Raw genomic sequence first — 18,478 nt, 5'->3', positions numbered from 1 at the left:
CTCAGCCGGCGGAGCCGGCAGGGGCGGCCAGCGACGACGGGGGCCCGTCGGCGCGGTTGCGGACGGACTCCAGCTGCGCGTGCACGACGTACCGCTGCCGCGCGGAGTGCATCGGGTGGCAGGCCGTCATCGTCAGCCACGCCTGCGTGGGCGTGGCGCCCGGCTGGTCGGGGACGGGGGCGATGACCGAGACCTGCTGCGGCCGGACGATCTCGTGCGAGCGCACGCGGTAGGTCAGCCACTGGGTCGCGGTCTCGACGACGACGGCGTCGCCGTCCTGCAGCTCGGCGATCTGGTTGAACGGCTTGCCGTAGGTGACGCGGTGACCGGCGATGGCGAAGTTGCCGATCTGCCCGGGCATCACGGACTGGGTGTAGTGGCCGATCCCGTCCTTGAGCTCCTCGGTGCCGGTGCCCTCGACGATCGGCACGGAGTAGTCGGCGGCGAAGCGCGGCACGTGCAGGATCGCGAAGGGCTGGCCGACCGGCGGGACGCCGACGGCGTCGACGGGCGGGTCCGCGACGGGCGCCGTCGAGGTGGGGGCGGGCGTCGTCGTGCGCTCCCAGCGCTGCTCGAGCGAGCTGACGGTCGCGGCCTGCGCCCGGCCGGAGGTGAGGTCGGTCCAGTAGAGCTGCCAGACGACGAACAGCAGCGTGAGGACGCCGGCCGTCACGAGGAGCTCGCCGAGGACCGACACGGCGCGGCGGATCACGCGGCACCGGCCCGGGCGTAGGTCAGGCGCGTGGTCCCGTCGAAGGCGGGCAGCTGCAGGTCCTGCCCGGTGGAGACCTGGTAGCCCAGTCCGTAGGCCGCGACGTACTCGCGGTAGATCGAGATCTCGGCGGAGGCGTCGAGCGCGGCGCGCAGGCGCGGGACGTCACCGAGGGCGGTGATCCGGTAGGGCGGGGAGTAGGTGCGGCCCTGCAGGACGAGGACGTTGCCCACGCAGCGGACGGCCGACGTCGAGACGATCCGCTGGTCCATGACCATCATGGCCTCCGCGCCTCCGTTCCACAGGGCGTTGACGACGCCCTCGACGTCCTGCTGGTGCACGACGAGGTCGTCGGGCGACGCACCGGCCGGACGTTCGGTGTCCGGGGCGTCGTCGAGCGTGACGGTCAGGCCGGGTCCCTGGACCGCGAGCGCCCCCGAGGCCGTGCCCAGCCCCGGGTCCTCGAGCGGGTCCGACCCGGGCGACGTCGCCGCGTCGCGGCTCAGGGTGTCGACCTCGGCGCGCAGGGTGGCCACCTGGGCCGCGCGCTGGGCGTTCTCCCGCGAGCGCTGGGCGACGACCGATCCGAGGTCGGCGGACTCCGAGCGCAGGTCCGTCCCGCCGGCTGTGAGGGCGCTCGTGGCGAAGAGGAGCCCGGCGGCCGCGAGCACGACGAAGACCCCGGCCCGGCGGACGATGCGTCCTGTCGCCACCCGTGCCTCCTGTCCCCTGCTCCCCGTCGGCGGCCGGTCCCGCCCCGGACACCGATCGTCGCACTACGCTGACCAGCAGGTGACGGTCCCCGTCCCCGCCCACCCCCGACTGGAGGTCGACGTGCCCCGCCGCAAGAAGCCCGACGAGACGGACGTCACCAGCGACGCGACGGCCACGGCCGGCGCCGGGAAGCTCCGTCGCGGAGGGACCGCCGACGCCGACCGCGAGGTCAAGCGCAAGAACCAGCTCACGCCGCGGTGGTGGATCTGGACGATGGTCGGCCTGATGGTCCTCGGGCTGGTCTGGATCGTCGTCTTCTACCTGTCCAGCTCGATGCTCCCGGTGCCCGGGTGGGACAACTGGAACCTGGTCGCCGGCTTCGCGTTCGTGCTCATCGGGTTCGCGATGACGACCCGCTGGCGCTGACGCTCCGCTCCACACTGCGCCCGACGGGTGAGTCGGCGGTCCGCGGGGGCAACCCTCCCCTTGCGTGACGGTTAGGGTGGCGCCTGTCGTCCACAGCCACACAGGGGGCCGAGTGCTGCACGTCGTCTACCGATCCCACGGCGGGGAGAACGCCAAGGGTCGGCCGTCCTGGTACTCGAAGTCGGTGGCGCTGGACTCGTTCCTGCGCGCCGTCGCCCGGGCCCGTTCCGTCGGTGACGGCGTCGACGTCGTCTTCCTCAACGACGGACCCGTGCCGGCGCAGCGGCTGACGCTCATGCGCGAGCACGGCACCGTCCGCGCGATCACCGGCGGCAGCAACCGCGCCAGCTACCTCGCGGGGCTGAAGCTCGCGGTGCGGTCCGACTGGGCCGCCGACGACGTCGTGCTCTTCGCCGAGGACGACTACCTGTGGCGGCCGGACGCGCTGGTCTCCCTGGACCGCGCCGCGGCGCTGCGGCGCGCCGAGTACCTGGCCCCCTACGGCGTCGGCACCCACGACGACATCGACGGTCGCGTCCCGCAGTGGCGTCGTCCGCGCGCCGGGCGTGGTGAGGGGTCGATCCCGGAGCAGGTCGTGCGCTGGGTGCCGCACCAGAGCACCACGAGCACCTTCGCCGTGCGCCTGGGCGCACTGCGCCAGGACCACCGGCTGCTGGTGCTGTGCTGCCTGTCGGGCGGCGACTTCGACCACACGAGCCTGCTCGCGGTCCAGGGCGTCCCCCGGTTCACGCTGCGCGACCTCGTGGCGCACCACCCCGGCGCGTCGTCGAACCCGGCGGTGCGGGTGGCGCGGGCGCTGTACCTGACGACCTTCCGCGGCGCGGTGGACGTGGCGTCGCTGCGACGGCCCTCGCGCCGTCGGCGGCTGGCCGCGGCCGACCCCGCGGTGTGCACGCACATGGAGGAGGGCTGGCTGGCGCCGGCGCCTCTGGGCCGTCCCGGGTACTGGGAGGAGCTCGCGACGCAGACCCGGCAGTGGGCCGCCGACGTCCGCGACACCGACGATGACGCCGTCCCCAGCGTCACCGTCTGACGCTCCGTCGAGTACCGATCACGGAGCGTTGACCGTCACTGGAACGGTTCACGCGCGAGGTTTGTCCACCGTCTGGGGATGACGTGTGGACAGAGCTCGTCGTCGTCCACAGGAGTTGTCCACCGACTCGTCCACAAGGTGTGGATGAGTGTGGGTAAGGCTTCCCCCCGTCCACAGCGGCCCCCACACCCGGTGGATGACACAGATGGGATTCGCACAGGTGTGCGAAAGCCTGTGGACGACGGGACGGGCGTCCCGATCGCGCTCGGTGACCGCCGAGCGGGACCTCGTCAGTACAGCGACGCGCTGTAGCCCAGACCGGCCAGCACGAGGACGGCGACGGCGGCCGTCCCGGCCCACTGCACGGCGGGCTTGCCCTGCCGCCCCCGGGCCATCGCCGTCGCCACCAGCGCGCCCGTGACGAGGCCGCCGAGGTGGGCCTGCCAGGAGATGCCGGCGTAGAAGACGCCGATGAGGAAGTTGATGACGATGAGGGCCGCGATCTGACCCGTCTGCCGTCCGAGGTGCCGGTTGACGACGAAGAGCGCGGCGAAGAGGCCGAAGATCGCGCCGGAGGCACCGACGGTGACGCTCCCCGCGGGAGCGAGCAGCAGCGCGCCGGCGGCCCCGCCCAGCGCCGAGACGACGTAGATCGCCGTGAAGCGCAGTCGGCCGAGGAGGGGTTCGAGGTACTGCCCGGTGATCCACAGGGCGTACATGTTGAAGAGCAGGTGCAGCCAGCCACCGTGCATGAACGCCGACGTGATGGGCTGCCACCAGGAGCCCTGCCCGAACGACCCCGGGAACGGGCCGTTGACGAGGGCGAGCTGGTAGAAGACGTTCGTGGGCATGACCTGCTGCCCGAGGTACATGGCGATGCAGGCCCCGATGAGGACCTTGGTGACGAGGGTGTCGCGGTTGGCCAGCGCCCCGCCGAACGTGCTGCGGGCCTGGCGGACGCCCTTGTTCCCCTCCGCGACGCAGTCGACGCACTGCACCCCGACGGCGGCGGGGCGCTGGCACTGCGGGCAGACGGGCCGCCCGCAGCGCTGGCAGCGGACCCACGACTCGCGGTCGGGGTGGCGGGGACAGACGGGGACGTCGCTCACGTCGGGCTCAACGCGCGGGACGCCCCCGTCGTTCACGCTCAGTGCGTGTCCTGGGTCGCAGTGCGGTGCAGGTCAGTCGCGCTCGACGTCGACAGACGTGATGACGACGGGCTCGCGGGGGGCGTCACCCGGGCCGACCGGCACGGTGGCGATGGCGTCCACGACGGCACGGCTCTCGTCGTCGGCGACCTCGCCGAAGATCGTGTGCTTGCCGTTGAGGTGCGGCGTCGTCGTCACGGTGACGAAGAACTGGGACCCGTTGGTGCCGTGACCGGCGATCTTGCCCGCGTTGGCCATGGCCAGCAGGTACTTCTTGTCGAAGCGGAGGTCCGGGTGGATCTCGTCGTCGAACTGGTACCCGGGGCCGCCGCGGCCGTCACCACGGGGGCAGCCGCCCTGGATCATGAAGCCGTCGATGATGCGGTGGAAGGTCAGGCCGTCGTAGAAGGGCGAGGTCTTCTTCTCGCCGCTGGCCGGGTCCTGCCACTCCTTCGTGCCCTCGGCGAGGCCCACGAAGTTCGCCACCGTCTTGGGGGCGTGGTTCTCGAACAGTTCCAGGCGGATGTCGCCGTGGTTGGTGTGCAGAGTGGCGTACATGCCGCTCATCCTTCCACGGGTCCCGCACGGCACCCGGCGGGGCGTCTGGTGGCGGGAAGGGCCCGGGTGCGGTCAGATGACGGGTGGTGATCGTCGCCGACCGTTCGGCGTGGGGCACGGACAGCGCACCCCGCACGTTCGCGACATCGGATGAACGGGCCAGAGGACGAGCACGAGGAGGAAACGGATGTCGTTGACCAAGAGCCACACCGAGAAGCTGCAGGCCCAGGGCGCGTCGCTGGCCGGCAAGGTCGCGCCGGCGGTCGGGTCCGCCGTCGACTGGGCCCAGCCCCGCCTGGAGAAGGCCTGGGACACGACGCTCGAGGCGGCTGCGCCGAAGGTCGAGGCCGCCGCCCACAAGGTGTCCCCCGCGGTGGACAGCGCCCGCGACAAGATCGTCGACGACCTGCTGCCCAAGCTCGTCGAGGCCGTCCAGGAGGCCGCCAACAACGCCCGTGACGCGGCCGCTCCGGCCGTCGCGGCTGCTGCCGGCACCGCCACCGCGGCCGCCGCCTCCACGAGCGAGACCGTCCAGTCCGCCGTGAAGGACGTCGTCAAGGACGGCAAGAGGTTCGAGGCGTCGCTGGAGAAGTCGCTGACGAAGAAGGCCCACCAGGCCGAGCGCCGCGCCAAGCTGGCGGGCAAGGCCGGGAAGGCCGCCGGCAAGGCCGGCTCGAAGGCTGCCAAGGCGACCGCGAAGCAGACGAAGAAGGTCGCCCAGCAGCGCTCGAAGGGTGCGGTCGCCGTGCTCAAGGGCGAGGCCGTCGCCAAGAAGAAGGGCAGCGCGGGACGCAAGTTCCTCGTCTTCACCCTCGTCGCCGCCGGTGGTGCCGCGGTCTACGCGGCCGTGAAGAACTCCCAGAAGGAGGACCCGTGGGCGGCCCCGGGCGCCGCCTGGACGCCCGCCCCGGCGGCCACGACGCCGAGCACCCCCGCCGCCGACAAGAGCACCGAGAAGCTCGAGGAGGCCACGGCGCCCACGACGACCCCGGAGACGGACGCGCCGTCGACGGGCAAGCACGAGTACGCCCCCGTCGAGGACGGGACGCCCGAGGAGCTCAAGGGCGAGTGAGCCACCCGTGAGGACCGGCCCCGTCGGGTGACGGGGCCGGTCCTCACGTCGTCCGCCCCAGGTGCAGCAGGTGCCCGGCCGTGCCGAGCAGGCTCGGGTCACCCGCCGTGCGGACGAGCAGGTCCAGGAGCTGCTCGTAGCGGACCGGGTCCGTCGTCCGGACGCCGTCCACCGTGTCCTGCAACCCGTGGGCGAACCCGTCCGTCGACGCGAGGGCGAGCGTACGCAGCCCGGAGGCGGCCAGCTCGTCCGGCAGCCGGGCCGGGTCGACGGCGTGGGCGTGGGTGAACCGCCCCCGGTGCGGGTTGACGTACGCGCCCCGCTCCAGCACCGCGTCGACGAACGACGGGTCGGCGAGCTGGTCCCGCTCGTCCTCGATGGACAACGTCCGGCGCAGCAGCGCCCACCGCGGCATCCACGCGGTCGCCACCAGTCCGCCGGGCACGGTCACCCGGACGACCTCCGCCAGCGCGCGGTGCCGGTCGACGGGGTCCGGCAGGTGGTAGAACGGCCCGAGGGCCAGGACGGCGTCGAAAGACGCTGCAGACCAACGGGTCAGGTCACGCGCGTCGGCCTGGACGACCTCGCCGACCTGCACTCCCCGTTCGGCCAGGTGCTCCCGCGCGAGGTCCAGCAGGTTGGGCGAGAGGTCCGCGAGCGAGACCTCCAGACCCCGCTCCGCCAGCCACGCGCTGTACCGGCCGGGGCCTCCACCGAGGTCGAGGACGCGCCCGGCCGTGGGCAGGTGGGGGGCGAGGAGCCGCGTCGTGAGGGCGAACTCGAGCCGCCCCTCCGCGCTGAGGAGCCGGGCGAGCTCCCGCTCGTGGTAGCTCGCGTAGTAGTCCTGCACGGCGTCCGTCGGTCCGTCCACGAGGCGATCCTGGCACCGGGAGGAGGCCGTCCTGCCACAGTGGGGTGTGCGGTGAGGGGCCGGCGGAGGGGGGCTGTGGTGGTGCGACGACAGTGGGCCGCGGCGTTGCCGCTCGCGCTCGCCCTGGCGGTCGTCCCGGCGGGGAGCAGCGGGCCCGGACCCGCCCTGGTCCTCGGTCAGGCGCAGGAGGCTGCGGTCGCCGCGCTGCGCCCCCCGGAGTTCTCGCGCCGCGGCGATCCCCTCGCCTTCGTCGAGTCCCCGCACGACCTCGTGGGCACGCTGCTGCCGTGCGACGAGGTCGCCGCCCACCTCGGGATCCCCCTGCCGGCGTTCCGCGACCTCTCCGAGCGCGGGTTCACCCGCTTCTGCGGTGCGCGGGAGGGACGCGGCGTCCTCGCCCACCCGGTGCCGTCGGTGGCGCACCCGTCACCGCCGTCCGAGGACCCCGCCGCCGACCAGCACGCCGTGACACTGGTCTGGCTCCCGCCGGGTGTCGACGTCGACGCGGACTTCGACACGGCGCGGGCCCGGGGTCTGGTGTGGACGACGTTCCAGTACGGCGGTCTGGCGGCGGCACCGGTCACGGCCGCGGACGTGGACCGGACCCCGCAGGACGACTACACCGTGCTCACCTGGCCGGACGGCGGGCCGCTCGGGGTGCAGTGGATGGACCGCGCCGACACGCGGCTCGCGTGGCCGAGCGAGACCGCCGACCACCGGTTCTGGGTGAGCGTGAACGTCCCGGGATCCCCGGTCCAGGCCGTCGACCTGCTGCGCAGCGGGGTCGACCTGCCGATGTGAGCCGCGAAGTGCTCAGACCGTGCGCACCGCCCACGCCCGCGCCGCGACGAGGGCCGCCGCGGCGGTCCCGAGGACGAGGCCGCACTCGGTGAGGACGACCGACGGGGACGTGCTGAAACCGCTGGCGTGCCCGATCCAGATCGCGACGGGCAAGGACAGGGCCGCCGAGGCGGGCAGCCCCAGTGCACCGAAGCGCAGAGTGCGGGTCAGCCCCTCGGCCGAACGCAGAGCCCACCGGACGCAGCCGAGGACGGCGGCGACGAAGCCCGCGCCGAACAGCACGTACGTCCCCAGCACGACCGGCAGGTACCAGGACGGGTCGCCGCCGTCGCCCACCGTGACGCCGGCCTCCCCGAGGACCACCGCGACGACGTTCGTCGACCACCCGACGAGCGGGACGAGGAGGACCGCGCCCACCAGCACCGACAGCCCCGCCCCCACGGCGGCGGCCGCGAGCATCCGCCCGTACTGCGGCCAGGCGACCAGCCACCCGTTCTCGCGGGCGACCTCGCGCGCGAAGTCCCGCACGGACGTCCCGAGAACCGACTCCGGCGTGCGGCCCTGCCGGTGCGCGTCGTGCAGGTCGGCCGCCACGTCGCCCGCGACGGCGTCCCGCAGGGGGCGGGGGACACCGAGGAGACGCCACTCCCGCTGCACGCGGGCGACGACGCGGCGCACGTCCTCGGGGACGGAGCGGTCCTGCGGCGACAGCGGCGAGATCACGCGCCCCTCCCCGCCCAGACCCCGGTGCTGCGCAGGACGGTCTCGACGTCGAGCGTCGCCTGCTGCCACTGCCCGAGCCAGTCGTCCAGGGCGTCCCGTCCCGCGGCGGTGAGCGAGAAGACCTTGCGCTCCGGCCCGACCGGGCTGGCCTCGGTCTGCTCGTGCAACAGCCCTGACCTGCGCAGACGCGTGATCATCGGGTAGACCGTGCCGTAGCTGACGTCTCGCAGGCCGGCCTCGGCGAGGCGGGTGGCGAGTTCGTAGGCGTGGCCGGGCTGCTGGGCGAGGGCCGCCAGGACGCAGAGGTCGAGCGATCCCCGCAGCAGCTGGGCCCGGCGGTCCGGGGCGTCCGGTGTCATGCGTCGCAAGGTAGTGGCTTCGGTGCCTCCCGTCGAGGGTCGACGCCCCGCGGGGGCGTGCGCCACCCTCGAACCATGACCACCCTCCCCGCCCCCGTCGCCTCGGTCCTGCGCACCGCGGCCGCGGGCCACCTGCTCGGTGACGTCGACCGCGTGGCCGCGGCGCTCCGTTCCGCGGGGTGGACGCCCGCGACCTCGGGTGGGGCCTGGGCGCTGCCCACCGGCCCGCGGTGGTCGGTCGTCACCGAGTGGTCCGGGCGGCACGTCTCCGTGTTCAGCGGTGGTGACCCCGGCGAGCCCGTCCCGTTGAGCGACCTGGAGGCCCTGGCGGACGAGCTGGCGGCGCTCGCGGACGCGGACCCCGCCCTGCGCCCCGGGGACCCGGACCCCGACTGGCGTTCCTGGGCCGGGGACGCGGTCCGGGTGGACCTGGCCACCACGGCGGAGAAGGACCTCGGCAAGGTCGTCGTCCCGGCGGTCCTCCACCTCGCCGTGGAGAGCGCGGACGCCCCGACCGACGGCGTGCCGCTCGACGTCGACACCGCCCGCCGGGTCGCGGTCGACGGGTCCGCGGACGCGCGCTGGACGCTCGCGGGCGAGCACGAGCTGCCCGACGACGTCGTGTCGCTGCTCGCGTCGACGGGCGATGCCGCCGTGCTCGCGGCCCTGGACGCCCGAGCCCCTCGGTCGGGCCCGGTGTGATCGACCCGGCCGTCGTCGGCGCGATGCTGACGCGCCAGTTCCCGGAGCTCGCGGACCGTCCGCTCCGGACGCTGTCGTCCTCCGCCACCGACAACGACGTGTTCCGCCTCGGCGACGACCTCGTGGTACGGCCGAGCAGCAGATCGAGCGCGAGGTGCGGTGGCTGCCGGTGTTCCGTGAGTCGCTCTCCACCACCGTCCCGGAGGTCGTGGCCGTGGGGCAGCCCGCCGAGGGCTTCCCGCACCGGTGGACGGTCCAGCGCTGGATCGACGGTCAGGACGCGGTCCCGACCGCGGACGCCGACTGGGTCGGGGTCGCGCGGTCCTTGGCCGCAGTCGTCGGGGAGCTGCGTGACCTCGACCCCACGGACGGCCCGGTCCCCGGGCCGACCACCTCGGGTCGTGGCACTCCGCTCGTCACGCTCGACGAGCACGTGCGGCGCTGCGCCGCAGCCACCCGCGACCTCGGGGACACGACGGAGCCGACCGCAGGTCTGGACGTCGACGCGGCCCTGGACCTGTGGGCCCAGGCCGTCGAGGCGCCCGCGTGGGCCGGCCCACCCGTGTGGTTCCACGGCGACCTCACCCCCGGCAACGTCCTGCTGCGCGACGGGAAGCTCGCTGCGGTCATCGACGTCGGCTGCGCCGGCGTCGGGGACCCCGCGTGCGACGGGCTCCCGACCTGGACCCTGTTCAGCGGCGACGCACGCGAGGAGTACCGCCGGCTCACGCACCTCGACCCCGCGACCGACCTGCGCACGCGCGGTTGGGCGGTGTTCTTCGGCCTGACGGCGATGCCGCACCACCACGCCACGAACCCGGCGTTCTGCCGCACCGCTCGCAGGGTGGTCGACGCCGTGTGCGACGTCTCAGGACACCGGTGAGACTTCCCGGTCCTGCGAGCCCTGCCCAGCCGCTTTCGGTCGGCCACCGCGCAGCGCAGACCTCCCCGCACCAGGTGACGCGCGCGCGGTGGTGCGGGGCCTGGCACGTCGGCGGACAGCCGTGGCCGGGTGAACAGCAGCGGAGCCACATCGTCGTCACGCTGGGCGGCAAGGCCGTCCGCGTCTCGGCGAACACCGGCTGAGCCGTCAGCCACTCACCCGCACCGCGTCGACGTCACGGTCTGGCACGTCACGGTCTTGTCGATGAGCGAGCGCACTGGATGACGTCGGAGTAGCGCGCCATCTATCGGGAGCGCCGTAACCCTCGGGACCGGGGTGCCCCTCAGCACCCAGGAAGGTCAGGTCCGGGCGGCCAAAAAGGTTCCCTCCCCTCCCGAAAGACGATGCTCATGAAAGCATTATTATCGCGCCTAAAAAGTAGAATCAAAGATAGAGCGCCGCCACCTCGTCCTCAAGACTAGAAACTTTGCGCAGCACCACAGACAATCTGTTTTCAGGGTCTAAGGAAAGACGCCGTAATCCTCCGTCCGCGAGCTCTTCCGCCAACTTGTGAACAACCTTTACCTGCGCGGCAGTAAATCGCGAGTCGATTTTGTCGTCAACTTGCATGAAAGTCACCATTCCCCTACGCGTGACATCCAAGCCACCGCGAAGATTGGGTTGTCGCCTTTAGTGATCGAAGACCATCATCACCCGTCAAGAATGCGCAGTCTCCCAATGAGGCGTCTGGCAATTCTCCGATGGTCCCTGCATCGAGCCAGGAGAGCATGGAGAGGTCCCAGGCAGCACCATATAGGTTGCGAACAACGCTTGACGCCTTCTTGTCGAGTTTCAAGACCTTACTTGCGCCGCCGTCATCCACTGGAGTCGCCAATAAGAAATTGCGCACAGCAGCTGCGCTATATGAGCTCACACCTCCTTCGGTAGGGTGGTTAACGATCTCAACCCAACGTTCGTAGCATTCGAGGCGATGCTGAGCGTTGAATCTCTGACCTCGATAGGGGTGCCACAACTTAGCTAGAACGAGAAGATTCCAGTATGCGAGCAAAATCAAGAAATCTTCACGTATATCCAGAAGCCTCGCCCGCTCCCCATGACTTTCCAAATCCTTCAGTCGATCCTCATAAGCACGGAGGATGCCTTCGGCGTCATGTAGGCTCCCCAAGGGACTGTCGAACCAGGCGTCAATTGCGGCAACGATGGGGTTCCGGCCCCGGGGTCCTTGGCGATACCCAGATCGCAGTCGATCCCAAGAAGTCTCCATCAGGCCAAATCCCGGGATGAAGTCATGGCCCCGCAACTGCGCTACATAATCACTCGCCAGCATGAAACTATCATCACTACGTCCACTTGCAGCACAATCACGCAGGAATACAAGAAAATTCAGGTCGGGAATGACGTGAGTTTGAAATTTCGGTGCATCCCGCGAGGCGCCATCTGAGTACAAAAAGTGGAAGCGGCGCCTACCCTCATGTCGAAAATCCCGCACTCGGAGGCGAGCATGGTGAACAACGGCACGCTGAGATCGAGGCACCGTCGCCACCGCCTCCAAGCTGACCCCTCTTGGCGATAGGTATAGTGTGACCCCCCCTTGCGCTGACGCCGTCTCAATCCACTGACGCGAAGGTAGCTCCGGAATTGCGGCAACGAAGAACGCGCCACTATCAGCGACCCACGTACCTGCGCTCGTGAGAACAACTGACAAACTCTCATGGACAGATCGCGTGATTTTCTCGCCGCGGTACGGCTTCAAGTTCATTGACTTGGCCGACTGCGCAATGCCCGCAGCAGTCACTTTCTCGGTCTTATATGCGCTTTTTGTCCTCTCTGCAGTCAGATGGAGTGCCGACTCTCCGCGATGTTCGACCCACCGAATCTCCCAGTCAGGGACAGCGGGGATAGAATTAAACAAACTCACTCCACTAGTAGCTGGAACAAATGACTATCATGTTCGGGCGGCGTCATCCCTATGTCGTAAATTCATGCGAATTAGCTGGGGAAGATCAGAATGCTGGCGGTTGCCAGCCAGCAGATCTCACACGTACGGCTATGTCGCTGACCGCGCCCGCGCCAAAAAGCGATCCATCCGTCGCACCGGCTCAATGCTCTTACACTATGCATTCTGCCGAGCTGTATCGACGGGACCGCCAAACCAGCCGGCGAGCAGCCACGATTAGTTCCCTAGAATCCGGGAATCATCTAGCCGTGATCTCGAGTGGCACGTCTGCGGGTGTAAGTTGAACACCAGTCTCTTTGTCTTTCGGGTATCGTCCCGTCACCTTCTTGAAGCCCTCCAGGCTGTTGCATTCCCTTGCCAGCTTACGCGCGTATGCCTTCGTATACCCGTAGTCCTTATGTCGGGCGTCGTAGAAGCAATATCTCTCGTCCGTCCGCTCTGGCGTCTCGCTACCAGTGACTGGACGGACCTCGTAGCGCGTCCACGCTTCGGTGAAGTTGGTCATGTTGAATCGGTACGGGAGAAGTTCCTGGACCTGCTTCACAACTTCGCCGGGCTTCAACAGATCCTGCCCTACGACGCTGCGCCTCTGCTCTCGGACGATTACAGCTCCTTGCCGCCCCATCTGTTCGACCAACTCGCGCTGCTCATCGGTCAGGTCGCTGAGGCGGGTAAACTGGACCGCCAGGGCATCCGGGTCCTTGGGCGCGAGTTCCTGCACCACTCGTAGGCGGAACTCGTAGCGTGGGTCGTTGCTGGTCTCTGGGTCGAGGCCGGCGGTGAAGGCAGCGATGAAGGTTCGCAGCTGGGCGGGCAACTGCTTACGCAGCCGTCGGAGGGTCTTCTCACCTTCGGTGGTGAAAGACCCCACGAAGATGGGGAAACGCAGTCGAGTGGCGAGGGACAGACGCGCACCGAACTGCCCTGTCAGCTCCTCCTCGTAGTTGAGGAGGAAGGCTTGCGCCAGGCCGCCGACGGCAGCTGTCAGGGCGTCTTGCTGCCGGGCGTAGCGGTGTTCGATCTTGTTCCTGAGGCCGATGAAGAAGGTCAGGTTGGCGCGGACCGGGTCTTTGGGGTCGCTCCACCGCTCCTGGACACACTTGGACAGCTCCCATCGCTTGGGTTCACCATCCACTTTGTCGAGTCGCGGCGCCTTGCCGTCCCGCGCCGGCTTCCAGTACCGGTAGTCGGTCCCGTCGCGCTCAAGCTGAGCGTGCAGCAGGTACAGCCAGGCGAGGTGCATGTGCACCACGAAGCCCTCGAAGCTGCGCGTCTCGGCAGGATCGTTGTAGAGACGAACGGCCAAGGCAGCCTCGTCTCGGGACGCCTCCACCATCTGCATGTGCCGGGGCGGGGGCGCCACGGTAACCTCCTGTCCTGGATGAGACGTTCAGGATAAGCACCTCGCGTAAACAGTGAGTGCGCGTTCGACTGGTTTGGGTAATCAGGCTGGCGATGCCCATCGAGAACTACACGCTCCGCGCCAGCTACCCGCCCAGCATGTGCGGACCGACGTCACGGTCATCCCGCGTTGTGCGCGCTGCCGCCGGCGGCTGGCGACGTCGCGGTCATGCCGATGACCGCGCTGTCGCGCTCATGTCGATGACCGCGCTGTCGCGCTCATGTCGATGACCGCGCTGTCGCGCTCGTGACGAGTAGCGGATGGCGAGCAGGCTCTGGGAGCCAGCTCAAGGAGTTACAGCTGCCCGGTGATCGCAAAGTAGAAGATCACGCAGAAGACCAACCCGGTGAGAGTCAGGAGACCGCCGCCCAGCCGCATGTGCCACGGCTTGGTGCGCCCGGGATAGGCCGTGCCGTTGTAGTTACGGACCCAGGCTGGTCCCTTGGTGTCGTTCCAGCGAGCAGCGGTGGGGGCGGCGAAGACAGCGAACAGCCCGCCACCGGAGAAGCCGAGCGCGCAGGTGCCACTGAATACGACCCACAAGACGTGTCCCACGTCTGCATGCTGCCTGTTGCCGAACAACCGCGCAGCCCAATCGAAGGACCCACGCGACGTCACGGTCATCCCGCGGTGCGTGGGCGCACGGTCATCCCGCATTGGGGCACCACGCGAAGGTCGATGTCTCGTCCTACCGTTACGACCAGGCCCCCCAGAGCGCCAAGAGCAGGAGCGATGAACACAGCCATCCGACCGGCTTCGAACGAGCCAAACGTCCTTCTCTACTGCTTTATCGCTGCGGTCGTGACCGCCGCTGTGTGCTTGCTGATCAAGGCTCTCTTGAAGCGTCGCCGCTAGTTCGAAGGAGTCCGCGACCACCCCGCGGTGCGCGCGGGGCGAACGCTTACCGCGCGGTGCGCGTACGCACGGTCAACCCGCGGTGGCGTACTCATGCTGCTGCCGCAGTGAGATGGGCGGTGATGCCGGCGCGCAGCCCGTTGTGCTCAACGCCCAGGGCCGTTACGGGATCAGTCCACCTCTCCCGTGGGTAGAGCCACACCGGGCGCCGGCGCAGCTGCGGTGGCTCCCACTCGTAGCGGGGCCAGATGTGGGCGTGCAAGAACGGGTCGGCGTTGCCCAGGATCTCCAGGTTCACCCGCAGGAACGCCTCGTCAGCTTCAGCGCATGCCTGCTCCACGGCCTCGGCCAATAGCTCCATGCTGGACAAGAAGGCCAGGCGCTGAGGCCGCGGCAGGTCCGACAGACGGGTCGCGGTGGGGTCGTCGGTGAGCAGCAGGCTGTAGCCGGGAAGCCACTGCGCATCCCCAATGACGGCGAACCCAGCGGGGAGCCGTCGCATCACGGTGGGGTTCTCGTCTCGTAGGGCCGAGCCGACCCGATCGCGCTGCCAGTGCTGCACGAAGGCACCGTACGCAGCAAGCAACGCCGTCACAGCCAGCTAGCACCCACATCGGCCGCACGGTCATCCCGCTGGTCGCGCGTGGATCACGAGGGACGGTGATCTTGACGTCGTATCGAGGTGCGACCGGGCAGCCATGGGAGCATTCGCGTCGAGCCGGGTGCCCCACCCCTTCGCAGGCCCTGCGGCACAGGTGGGGGCACGGCATCAGCGCAACGTCGAGGGAGGTAAGCAGTGGGCTTGTCAATGATCGCCACGACCGAGGGAGAGGTGAGCCCTCGCTCCGCGCGCCTACGCAAGCGCATGACTCGCGCTGAACGGCGCCAACAGCGCCCCACCGAAAGCCATGGAGACAACGGCGCCACCGAGGCGGAGTTGGAGAGCTTCCTCCACCACTTCTCGCCCGACGACCGCTACGCCGCGGGTCTGCCAGAGCTGGGACGCTGGAGTACGTTGCATGATCAGCACTACCGCCCCGAGGACTTGGACCAGCTCGCGCACGACCTGCTGCACGCTCAGGCCCTGGCTCAAGAGCCCGGTCATCTTCTTGCCCTACAGGAGGCCGCCGACCTCGTTCGGCGCTGCCGTGAGAACGCCTGGCACCTGCACGTCATCGTTGATTGACCTCCACCTCGACCGTCCGCTCACTGTGCGGACTCACGCGGTCTCCCGGCTCGTAGCGCCCTAGCGACTTCACGGTCATCCCGCGGTGCGCGCAGCGCACGGTCATCCCGCGGTGCGTGGGCGCACGGTCATCCCGCGGTGCGTGGGCGCACGGTCATCCCGCGGTGCGTGGGCGCACGGTCATCCCGCGAGCCAGGACGTCGACGACCTCGCCGATCTTGCCGATCGAGGACGGTCCAAGTCGTCCTCTCGGCAGACGCTTAGGGCGTCGCCGGGCGCCGGGCACAGGCGGTGTGCAACGTTCAGTCCGGTGAGGCGTCTACACGGTGTGAAAGCCGACGACCTCGCCCGCAGGCGGTCCAGCGCGGGCGGGCCCGCGCCCTCCTCGGCCCCCGCACAGACCAGCCGGGACGAGGGCTTCGCCACCGACGACGCCGGCTACCGCGCCCTGTTCGAGCAGCACTTCGGCTCCATCGTCCGCCTGGCCCGCCTCCTGGGCGCCGATGACCCCGAGGACATCGCACAGGAAGCCTTCGTGCGCCTACACCGCCGCCACCTGCACGAGCCGGCCGCGGCCCTGGCCTACGTTCGCCGCACCACCGCGAACCTGACCACCTCACGGCTGCGCCACCTGAAGGTGGTGCGCCGCACCCCCGGCGACGCCTCACGCGATCACGCCTCCGCCGAAGACGCCGCGCTGGCCGCCGAACGCGTCGACCACCTGCTCACCGCGGTCCAACGCCTACCCCGGCGCCAGCGTCAGGCCCTGATCCTGCGGTACTGGATGGACCTTCCTGTCGCCGAGGTCGCCGACGCCTTGGACGTGCCGCTGGGCACGGCGAAGTCCGACATCTCCCGCGCCCAGCGCGCCCTAGCCGCCCGCTTGGAGGACCTGGCATGACCACCCCCCACAACACCCCCGGCAACATCCCCGACGCACCCAGCACCGTCGATGAGCGCGCAGCACGGCTGCAGGCCCGCTTGGACGCGGTCGCCGCCGCCGCCGCCCGCACCGCCGCAAGGCAGCCCGTGGCTACCGGCCAAGACTGGGCCCGCCTGGAGCAGCGCCTGCACAGCGACCAGCAGCGCCACCGCCGGACCCGGGTTGGCCTCATCAGTGCCGCCGCAGCATGCGCGGTCGTGACGGCAGGGCTGAGCTGGTCCCACCTGAACGGCGCAGGCCCCAGCGTCCGCGTGGTGCCAGCCACCGTCCCCAGCCAGACCACCGACCCCGGGACGCGTCCCTTCGAGGCGTCCTTGCAGGGCGAGATCATCGTTGCCTCCGAGGAGGATGGCGTGCACCAGACCGCCGCGCTCCAAGGCCCACTGTCCAGGGTCGGCTCCTGCATCGGAGTACGCGGCACCTTGGTGATCTGGCCGGCGGGCACGACGTGGGACGCCTCCACGACCACGCTCACCCTCCCTGACGGCAGCACCAGTCAGCTGGGCGAGGAGATGCTGATCGGCGGAGGGAACTCCACCGCACAGACCGCCGGCCTCTCCCAGCAAGCCGCACAAGCGCTGACGGACTGCGGAGTCTTCCCCGACCAGGACATCTGGATCGTGTGAGTAGTCGCCGGCGACTACGACCGCACGGTCATCCCGCCCTACGCGTGGTCATGGTCCATTCGGGTGGGACCACTCTTGTTCGCCAGCTAGGAGACAGCCGGCGTGCCAAGCTCCCCGTCGGCTGCGCTCCGCGGCTGAGAAGGAGGGCAAGAGGATGCGTCGAGTGGTCGTGCAAGACGTGGTGCTGCTGTCAGCGTTCATCCTGTTCACCGCTGTGGTCCTCCTCGGGGACAGCAGTCCATGGATCGCTCTTGTGGGGGCTGTCTTGGTCGTCCTTCAGGCTCTGCGACTGGTCAAGCGCATCACCCAGCTTCGACGACGGGGTGCTGACGCCCCTCGTTGACGATCTTCTGGTCATCCCGCGGTGTGCGCAGTCTCGGGCGGCCGGCGACGACCTGACATGCCGAAGAGCGCGCCGCCAAGAGGGTCAACTGAACAACGAGGGTGAGTGGCGCCTGACAAGGTCAGGTCTATGACAGCTGAAGACTCTGAGCGTCGGAGACGTCGTCCTCGCATCTGGCCGTGGTTCGTCTTCAGCGTCGTCGCCTACGTAATCGTGTGGTCGATTTCTGACGCTCTGGGCTGGCCCTCTGCAATCGGGGCGGGCCTAGGAGCGGCGTGCACCGTAGTCCCGGTGACCCGCGGCAGCGATGCTCTACGGCAACGTCTCAAGCATCGCCGAACGAAGAAGCGTCTCCACTGACGGCGGAACCGGTTGCACAACGGTCCTGGTCGTGAAGTCACGGTCATCCCGCGGTGCGCGCGTGTCTACGAGTCAGCGCCGAAGTGGATCGCGGCTCGTTGGTCACTCGAGACGGACGATCGGCGGCACCCGATACTGAAGAAGCCGGCGGAGCCGCATGCCTTCGGTGATGACCAACCTGTGGATGGGCCCCTCCCACCGCAGTGGGCCGTCCTCGTTGATGCCGTCGTAGACGTCGAAGCGCACGATCCCCGGCAGCAGGTCCAGGTAGTGGGGGTCCGCGTGCATGTGCGCCTCGACAGTCATCACCGCTCCGGTCTCCGGATGCTCGATGACGTCGCCGTCCTAGATCTCCATGGCCTCGACGACCTCATTGGACTCGACCAGTGGCGCCACCCGGTGAGCGTGGCACGCACACCCGGCTAAGACACGGACATGGCGCAGACCCGGCCGGGTCAGGTCAGGGGGCGACCTCGGCGTGGTCGCCCTGGTCGTCGTCCCCGTCGCCTCCCACCCGTACGCCGGCGCCCTCGCTGCCGTCCTCCGTGCCGTGCTCTCCCTGCCGTCCTCGACCCATCGCGCCGGCCCTCGCTCTCCATCACCTCGTGCTGCCCGGTCGGCAGACCCGACCATGCTGCCCGCAAAGACGGCCATACCGCCGACGTCGCGGTCATCCCGCGAGGTGCGAGGTACCGGCCGCTTCAATGGCGCGCTACCTCGTGGCCACGCTGTACGGCCGAGAGGCTCCCCTCCGGGACCCGA

Annotated in this window: 22 protein-coding genes; 10 read left to right on the top strand and 12 right to left on the bottom strand. The window is 69.6% G+C overall.

Translation table 11 applies throughout. The features are described from left to right. Position 1: 1 nt before the first annotated feature. Together AB0637_RS21650 and AB0637_RS21645 are read right to left on the bottom strand one after the other, a co-directional pair. Positions 2-712, bottom strand: coding sequence for a class E sortase (locus AB0637_RS21650; RefSeq protein ID WP_366174764.1), 711 nt, complete (start codon positions 710-712; stop codon positions 2-4). Further along, positions 709-1,425 carry a DUF881 domain-containing protein gene (locus tag AB0637_RS21645; protein ID WP_366174763.1) on the bottom strand — a complete coding sequence of 239 codons (717 nt, stop codon included), beginning with the start codon at positions 1,423-1,425 and terminating at the stop codon, positions 709-711. The genes AB0637_RS21650 and AB0637_RS21645 overlap by 4 nt, the downstream gene beginning before the upstream one ends. A 79-nt stretch (positions 1,426-1,504) precedes the next feature. On the opposite strand from AB0637_RS21645, the gene AB0637_RS21640 reads away from it, so the two are divergent. After that, a complete protein-coding gene (locus tag AB0637_RS21640; protein WP_366174762.1) occupies positions 1,505-1,852 on the top strand; it encodes a cell division protein CrgA in 348 nt (115 codons plus the stop codon). 112 nt (positions 1,853-1,964) lie between these two features. Continuing rightward, positions 1,965-2,906: a hypothetical protein gene (locus AB0637_RS21635; RefSeq protein ID WP_366174761.1), complete on the top strand. Its 942-nt coding sequence runs from the start codon at positions 1,965-1,967 to the stop codon at positions 2,904-2,906. 290 nt (positions 2,907-3,196) lie between these two features. Here AB0637_RS21635 and AB0637_RS21630 read toward each other — a convergent pair whose 3' ends face one another. Together AB0637_RS21630 and AB0637_RS21625 are read right to left on the bottom strand one after the other, a co-directional pair. After that, positions 3,197-4,015 carry a rhomboid family intramembrane serine protease gene (locus AB0637_RS21630; protein WP_366174760.1) on the bottom strand — a complete coding sequence of 273 codons (819 nt, stop codon included), beginning with the start codon at positions 4,013-4,015 and terminating at the stop codon, positions 3,197-3,199. 72 nt (positions 4,016-4,087) lie between these two features. Beyond that, the gene (locus AB0637_RS21625) at positions 4,088-4,612 is read right to left on the bottom strand and encodes a peptidylprolyl isomerase (protein WP_366174759.1); all 525 of its coding nucleotides are present in this window, start codon (positions 4,610-4,612) and stop codon (positions 4,088-4,090) included. Positions 4,613-4,799: 187 nt separating this feature from the next. Between AB0637_RS21625 and AB0637_RS21620 the strand changes: the two genes are divergently transcribed. Beyond that, positions 4,800-5,684, top strand: a complete 885-nt coding sequence (locus AB0637_RS21620; protein ID WP_366174758.1) for a hypothetical protein — start codon at positions 4,800-4,802, stop codon at positions 5,682-5,684. Positions 5,685-5,727: 43 nt separating this feature from the next. Here the strand turns inward: AB0637_RS21620 and AB0637_RS21615 are convergent, their stop codons facing one another. Further along, positions 5,728-6,555, bottom strand: a complete 828-nt coding sequence (locus tag AB0637_RS21615) for a class I SAM-dependent methyltransferase (protein ID WP_366174757.1) — start codon at positions 6,553-6,555, stop codon at positions 5,728-5,730. Positions 6,556-6,630: 75 nt separating this feature from the next. Between AB0637_RS21615 and AB0637_RS21610 the strand changes: the two genes are divergently transcribed. Continuing rightward, positions 6,631-7,356, top strand: coding sequence for a hypothetical protein (locus AB0637_RS21610; protein ID WP_366174756.1), 726 nt, complete (start codon positions 6,631-6,633; stop codon positions 7,354-7,356). 12 nt (positions 7,357-7,368) lie between these two features. Here AB0637_RS21610 and AB0637_RS21605 read toward each other — a convergent pair whose 3' ends face one another. Both AB0637_RS21605 and AB0637_RS21600 read right to left on the bottom strand, forming a co-directional pair. Next, the gene (locus AB0637_RS21605) at positions 7,369-8,079 is read right to left on the bottom strand and encodes a hypothetical protein (RefSeq protein WP_366174755.1); all 711 of its coding nucleotides are present in this window, start codon (positions 8,077-8,079) and stop codon (positions 7,369-7,371) included. Beyond that, positions 8,076-8,438, bottom strand: coding sequence for a PadR family transcriptional regulator (locus AB0637_RS21600; protein WP_366174754.1), 363 nt, complete (start codon positions 8,436-8,438; stop codon positions 8,076-8,078). Before AB0637_RS21600 ends, AB0637_RS21605 begins: the two co-directional genes overlap by 4 nt. A gap of 75 nt (positions 8,439-8,513) precedes the next feature. On the opposite strand from AB0637_RS21600, the gene AB0637_RS21595 reads away from it, so the two are divergent. The 3 genes from AB0637_RS21595 (at position 8,514) to AB0637_RS21585 (ending at position 10,226) form a co-directional block, all read left to right on the top strand. After that, positions 8,514-9,140: a hypothetical protein gene (locus tag AB0637_RS21595; RefSeq protein ID WP_366174753.1), complete on the top strand. Its 627-nt coding sequence runs from the start codon at positions 8,514-8,516 to the stop codon at positions 9,138-9,140. Further along, positions 9,085-10,023: an aminoglycoside phosphotransferase family protein gene (locus AB0637_RS21590; protein WP_366174752.1), complete on the top strand. Its 939-nt coding sequence runs from the start codon at positions 9,085-9,087 to the stop codon at positions 10,021-10,023. Before AB0637_RS21595 ends, AB0637_RS21590 begins: the two co-directional genes overlap by 56 nt. A gap of 74 nt (positions 10,024-10,097) precedes the next feature. Next, complete coding sequence (locus AB0637_RS21585) at positions 10,098-10,226, top strand: hypothetical protein (protein WP_366174751.1); 129 nt, start codon at positions 10,098-10,100, stop codon at positions 10,224-10,226. A 241-nt stretch (positions 10,227-10,467) separates the two neighbouring features. On the opposite strand, the gene AB0637_RS21580 is transcribed toward AB0637_RS21585, so the two are convergent. The 4 genes from AB0637_RS21580 to AB0637_RS21565 form a co-directional block, all read right to left on the bottom strand. Further along, positions 10,468-10,653, bottom strand: coding sequence for a hypothetical protein (locus tag AB0637_RS21580; protein WP_366174750.1), 186 nt, complete (start codon positions 10,651-10,653; stop codon positions 10,468-10,470). 1,586 nt (positions 10,654-12,239) lie between these two features. Beyond that, entirely contained in the window at positions 12,240-13,364 is a 1,125-nt protein-coding gene (locus AB0637_RS21575; protein WP_366174749.1) for a DUF3644 domain-containing protein, read from the bottom strand. A gap of 333 nt (positions 13,365-13,697) precedes the next feature. Next, positions 13,698-13,958, bottom strand: coding sequence for a hypothetical protein (locus AB0637_RS21570; protein ID WP_366174748.1), 261 nt, complete (start codon positions 13,956-13,958; stop codon positions 13,698-13,700). Positions 13,959-14,349: 391 nt separating this feature from the next. Then, positions 14,350-14,760 (bottom strand): diadenosine tetraphosphate hydrolase, encoded by a 411-nt coding sequence (locus AB0637_RS21565; RefSeq protein WP_366174790.1) that lies wholly within the window; start codon positions 14,758-14,760, stop codon positions 14,350-14,352. 306 nt (positions 14,761-15,066) lie between these two features. Here AB0637_RS21565 and AB0637_RS21560 point away from each other — a divergent pair, with 306 nt between their 5' ends. From AB0637_RS21560 to AB0637_RS21550, 3 genes are all read left to right on the top strand, one after another. After that, positions 15,067-15,444, top strand: coding sequence for a hypothetical protein (locus tag AB0637_RS21560; RefSeq protein ID WP_366174747.1), 378 nt, complete (start codon positions 15,067-15,069; stop codon positions 15,442-15,444). Between the two features lie 328 nt (positions 15,445-15,772). After that, on the top strand, positions 15,773-16,345 hold the full coding sequence (locus tag AB0637_RS21555) for a sigma-70 family RNA polymerase sigma factor (protein ID WP_366174746.1): 573 nt from the start codon (positions 15,773-15,775) through the stop codon (positions 16,343-16,345). Then, entirely contained in the window at positions 16,342-17,013 is a 672-nt protein-coding gene (locus AB0637_RS21550) for a hypothetical protein (RefSeq protein WP_366174745.1), read from the top strand. The genes AB0637_RS21555 and AB0637_RS21550 overlap by 4 nt, the downstream gene beginning before the upstream one ends. An 805-nt stretch (positions 17,014-17,818) precedes the next feature. Here the strand turns inward: AB0637_RS21550 and AB0637_RS21545 are convergent. After that, positions 17,819-18,022, bottom strand: a complete 204-nt coding sequence (locus tag AB0637_RS21545) for a hypothetical protein (protein WP_366174744.1) — start codon at positions 18,020-18,022, stop codon at positions 17,819-17,821. Positions 18,023-18,478: the final 456 nt, after the last annotated feature.

Source organism: Kineococcus sp. NPDC059986 (genome assembly GCF_040702905.1).
In the GTDB taxonomy this organism is placed as follows: Bacteria; Actinomycetota; Actinomycetes; order Actinomycetales; family Kineococcaceae; genus Kineococcus.
The sequence above is the reverse complement of the archived record's forward strand: the minus strand, read 5'-3'. Positions and strand labels throughout refer to the sequence as shown.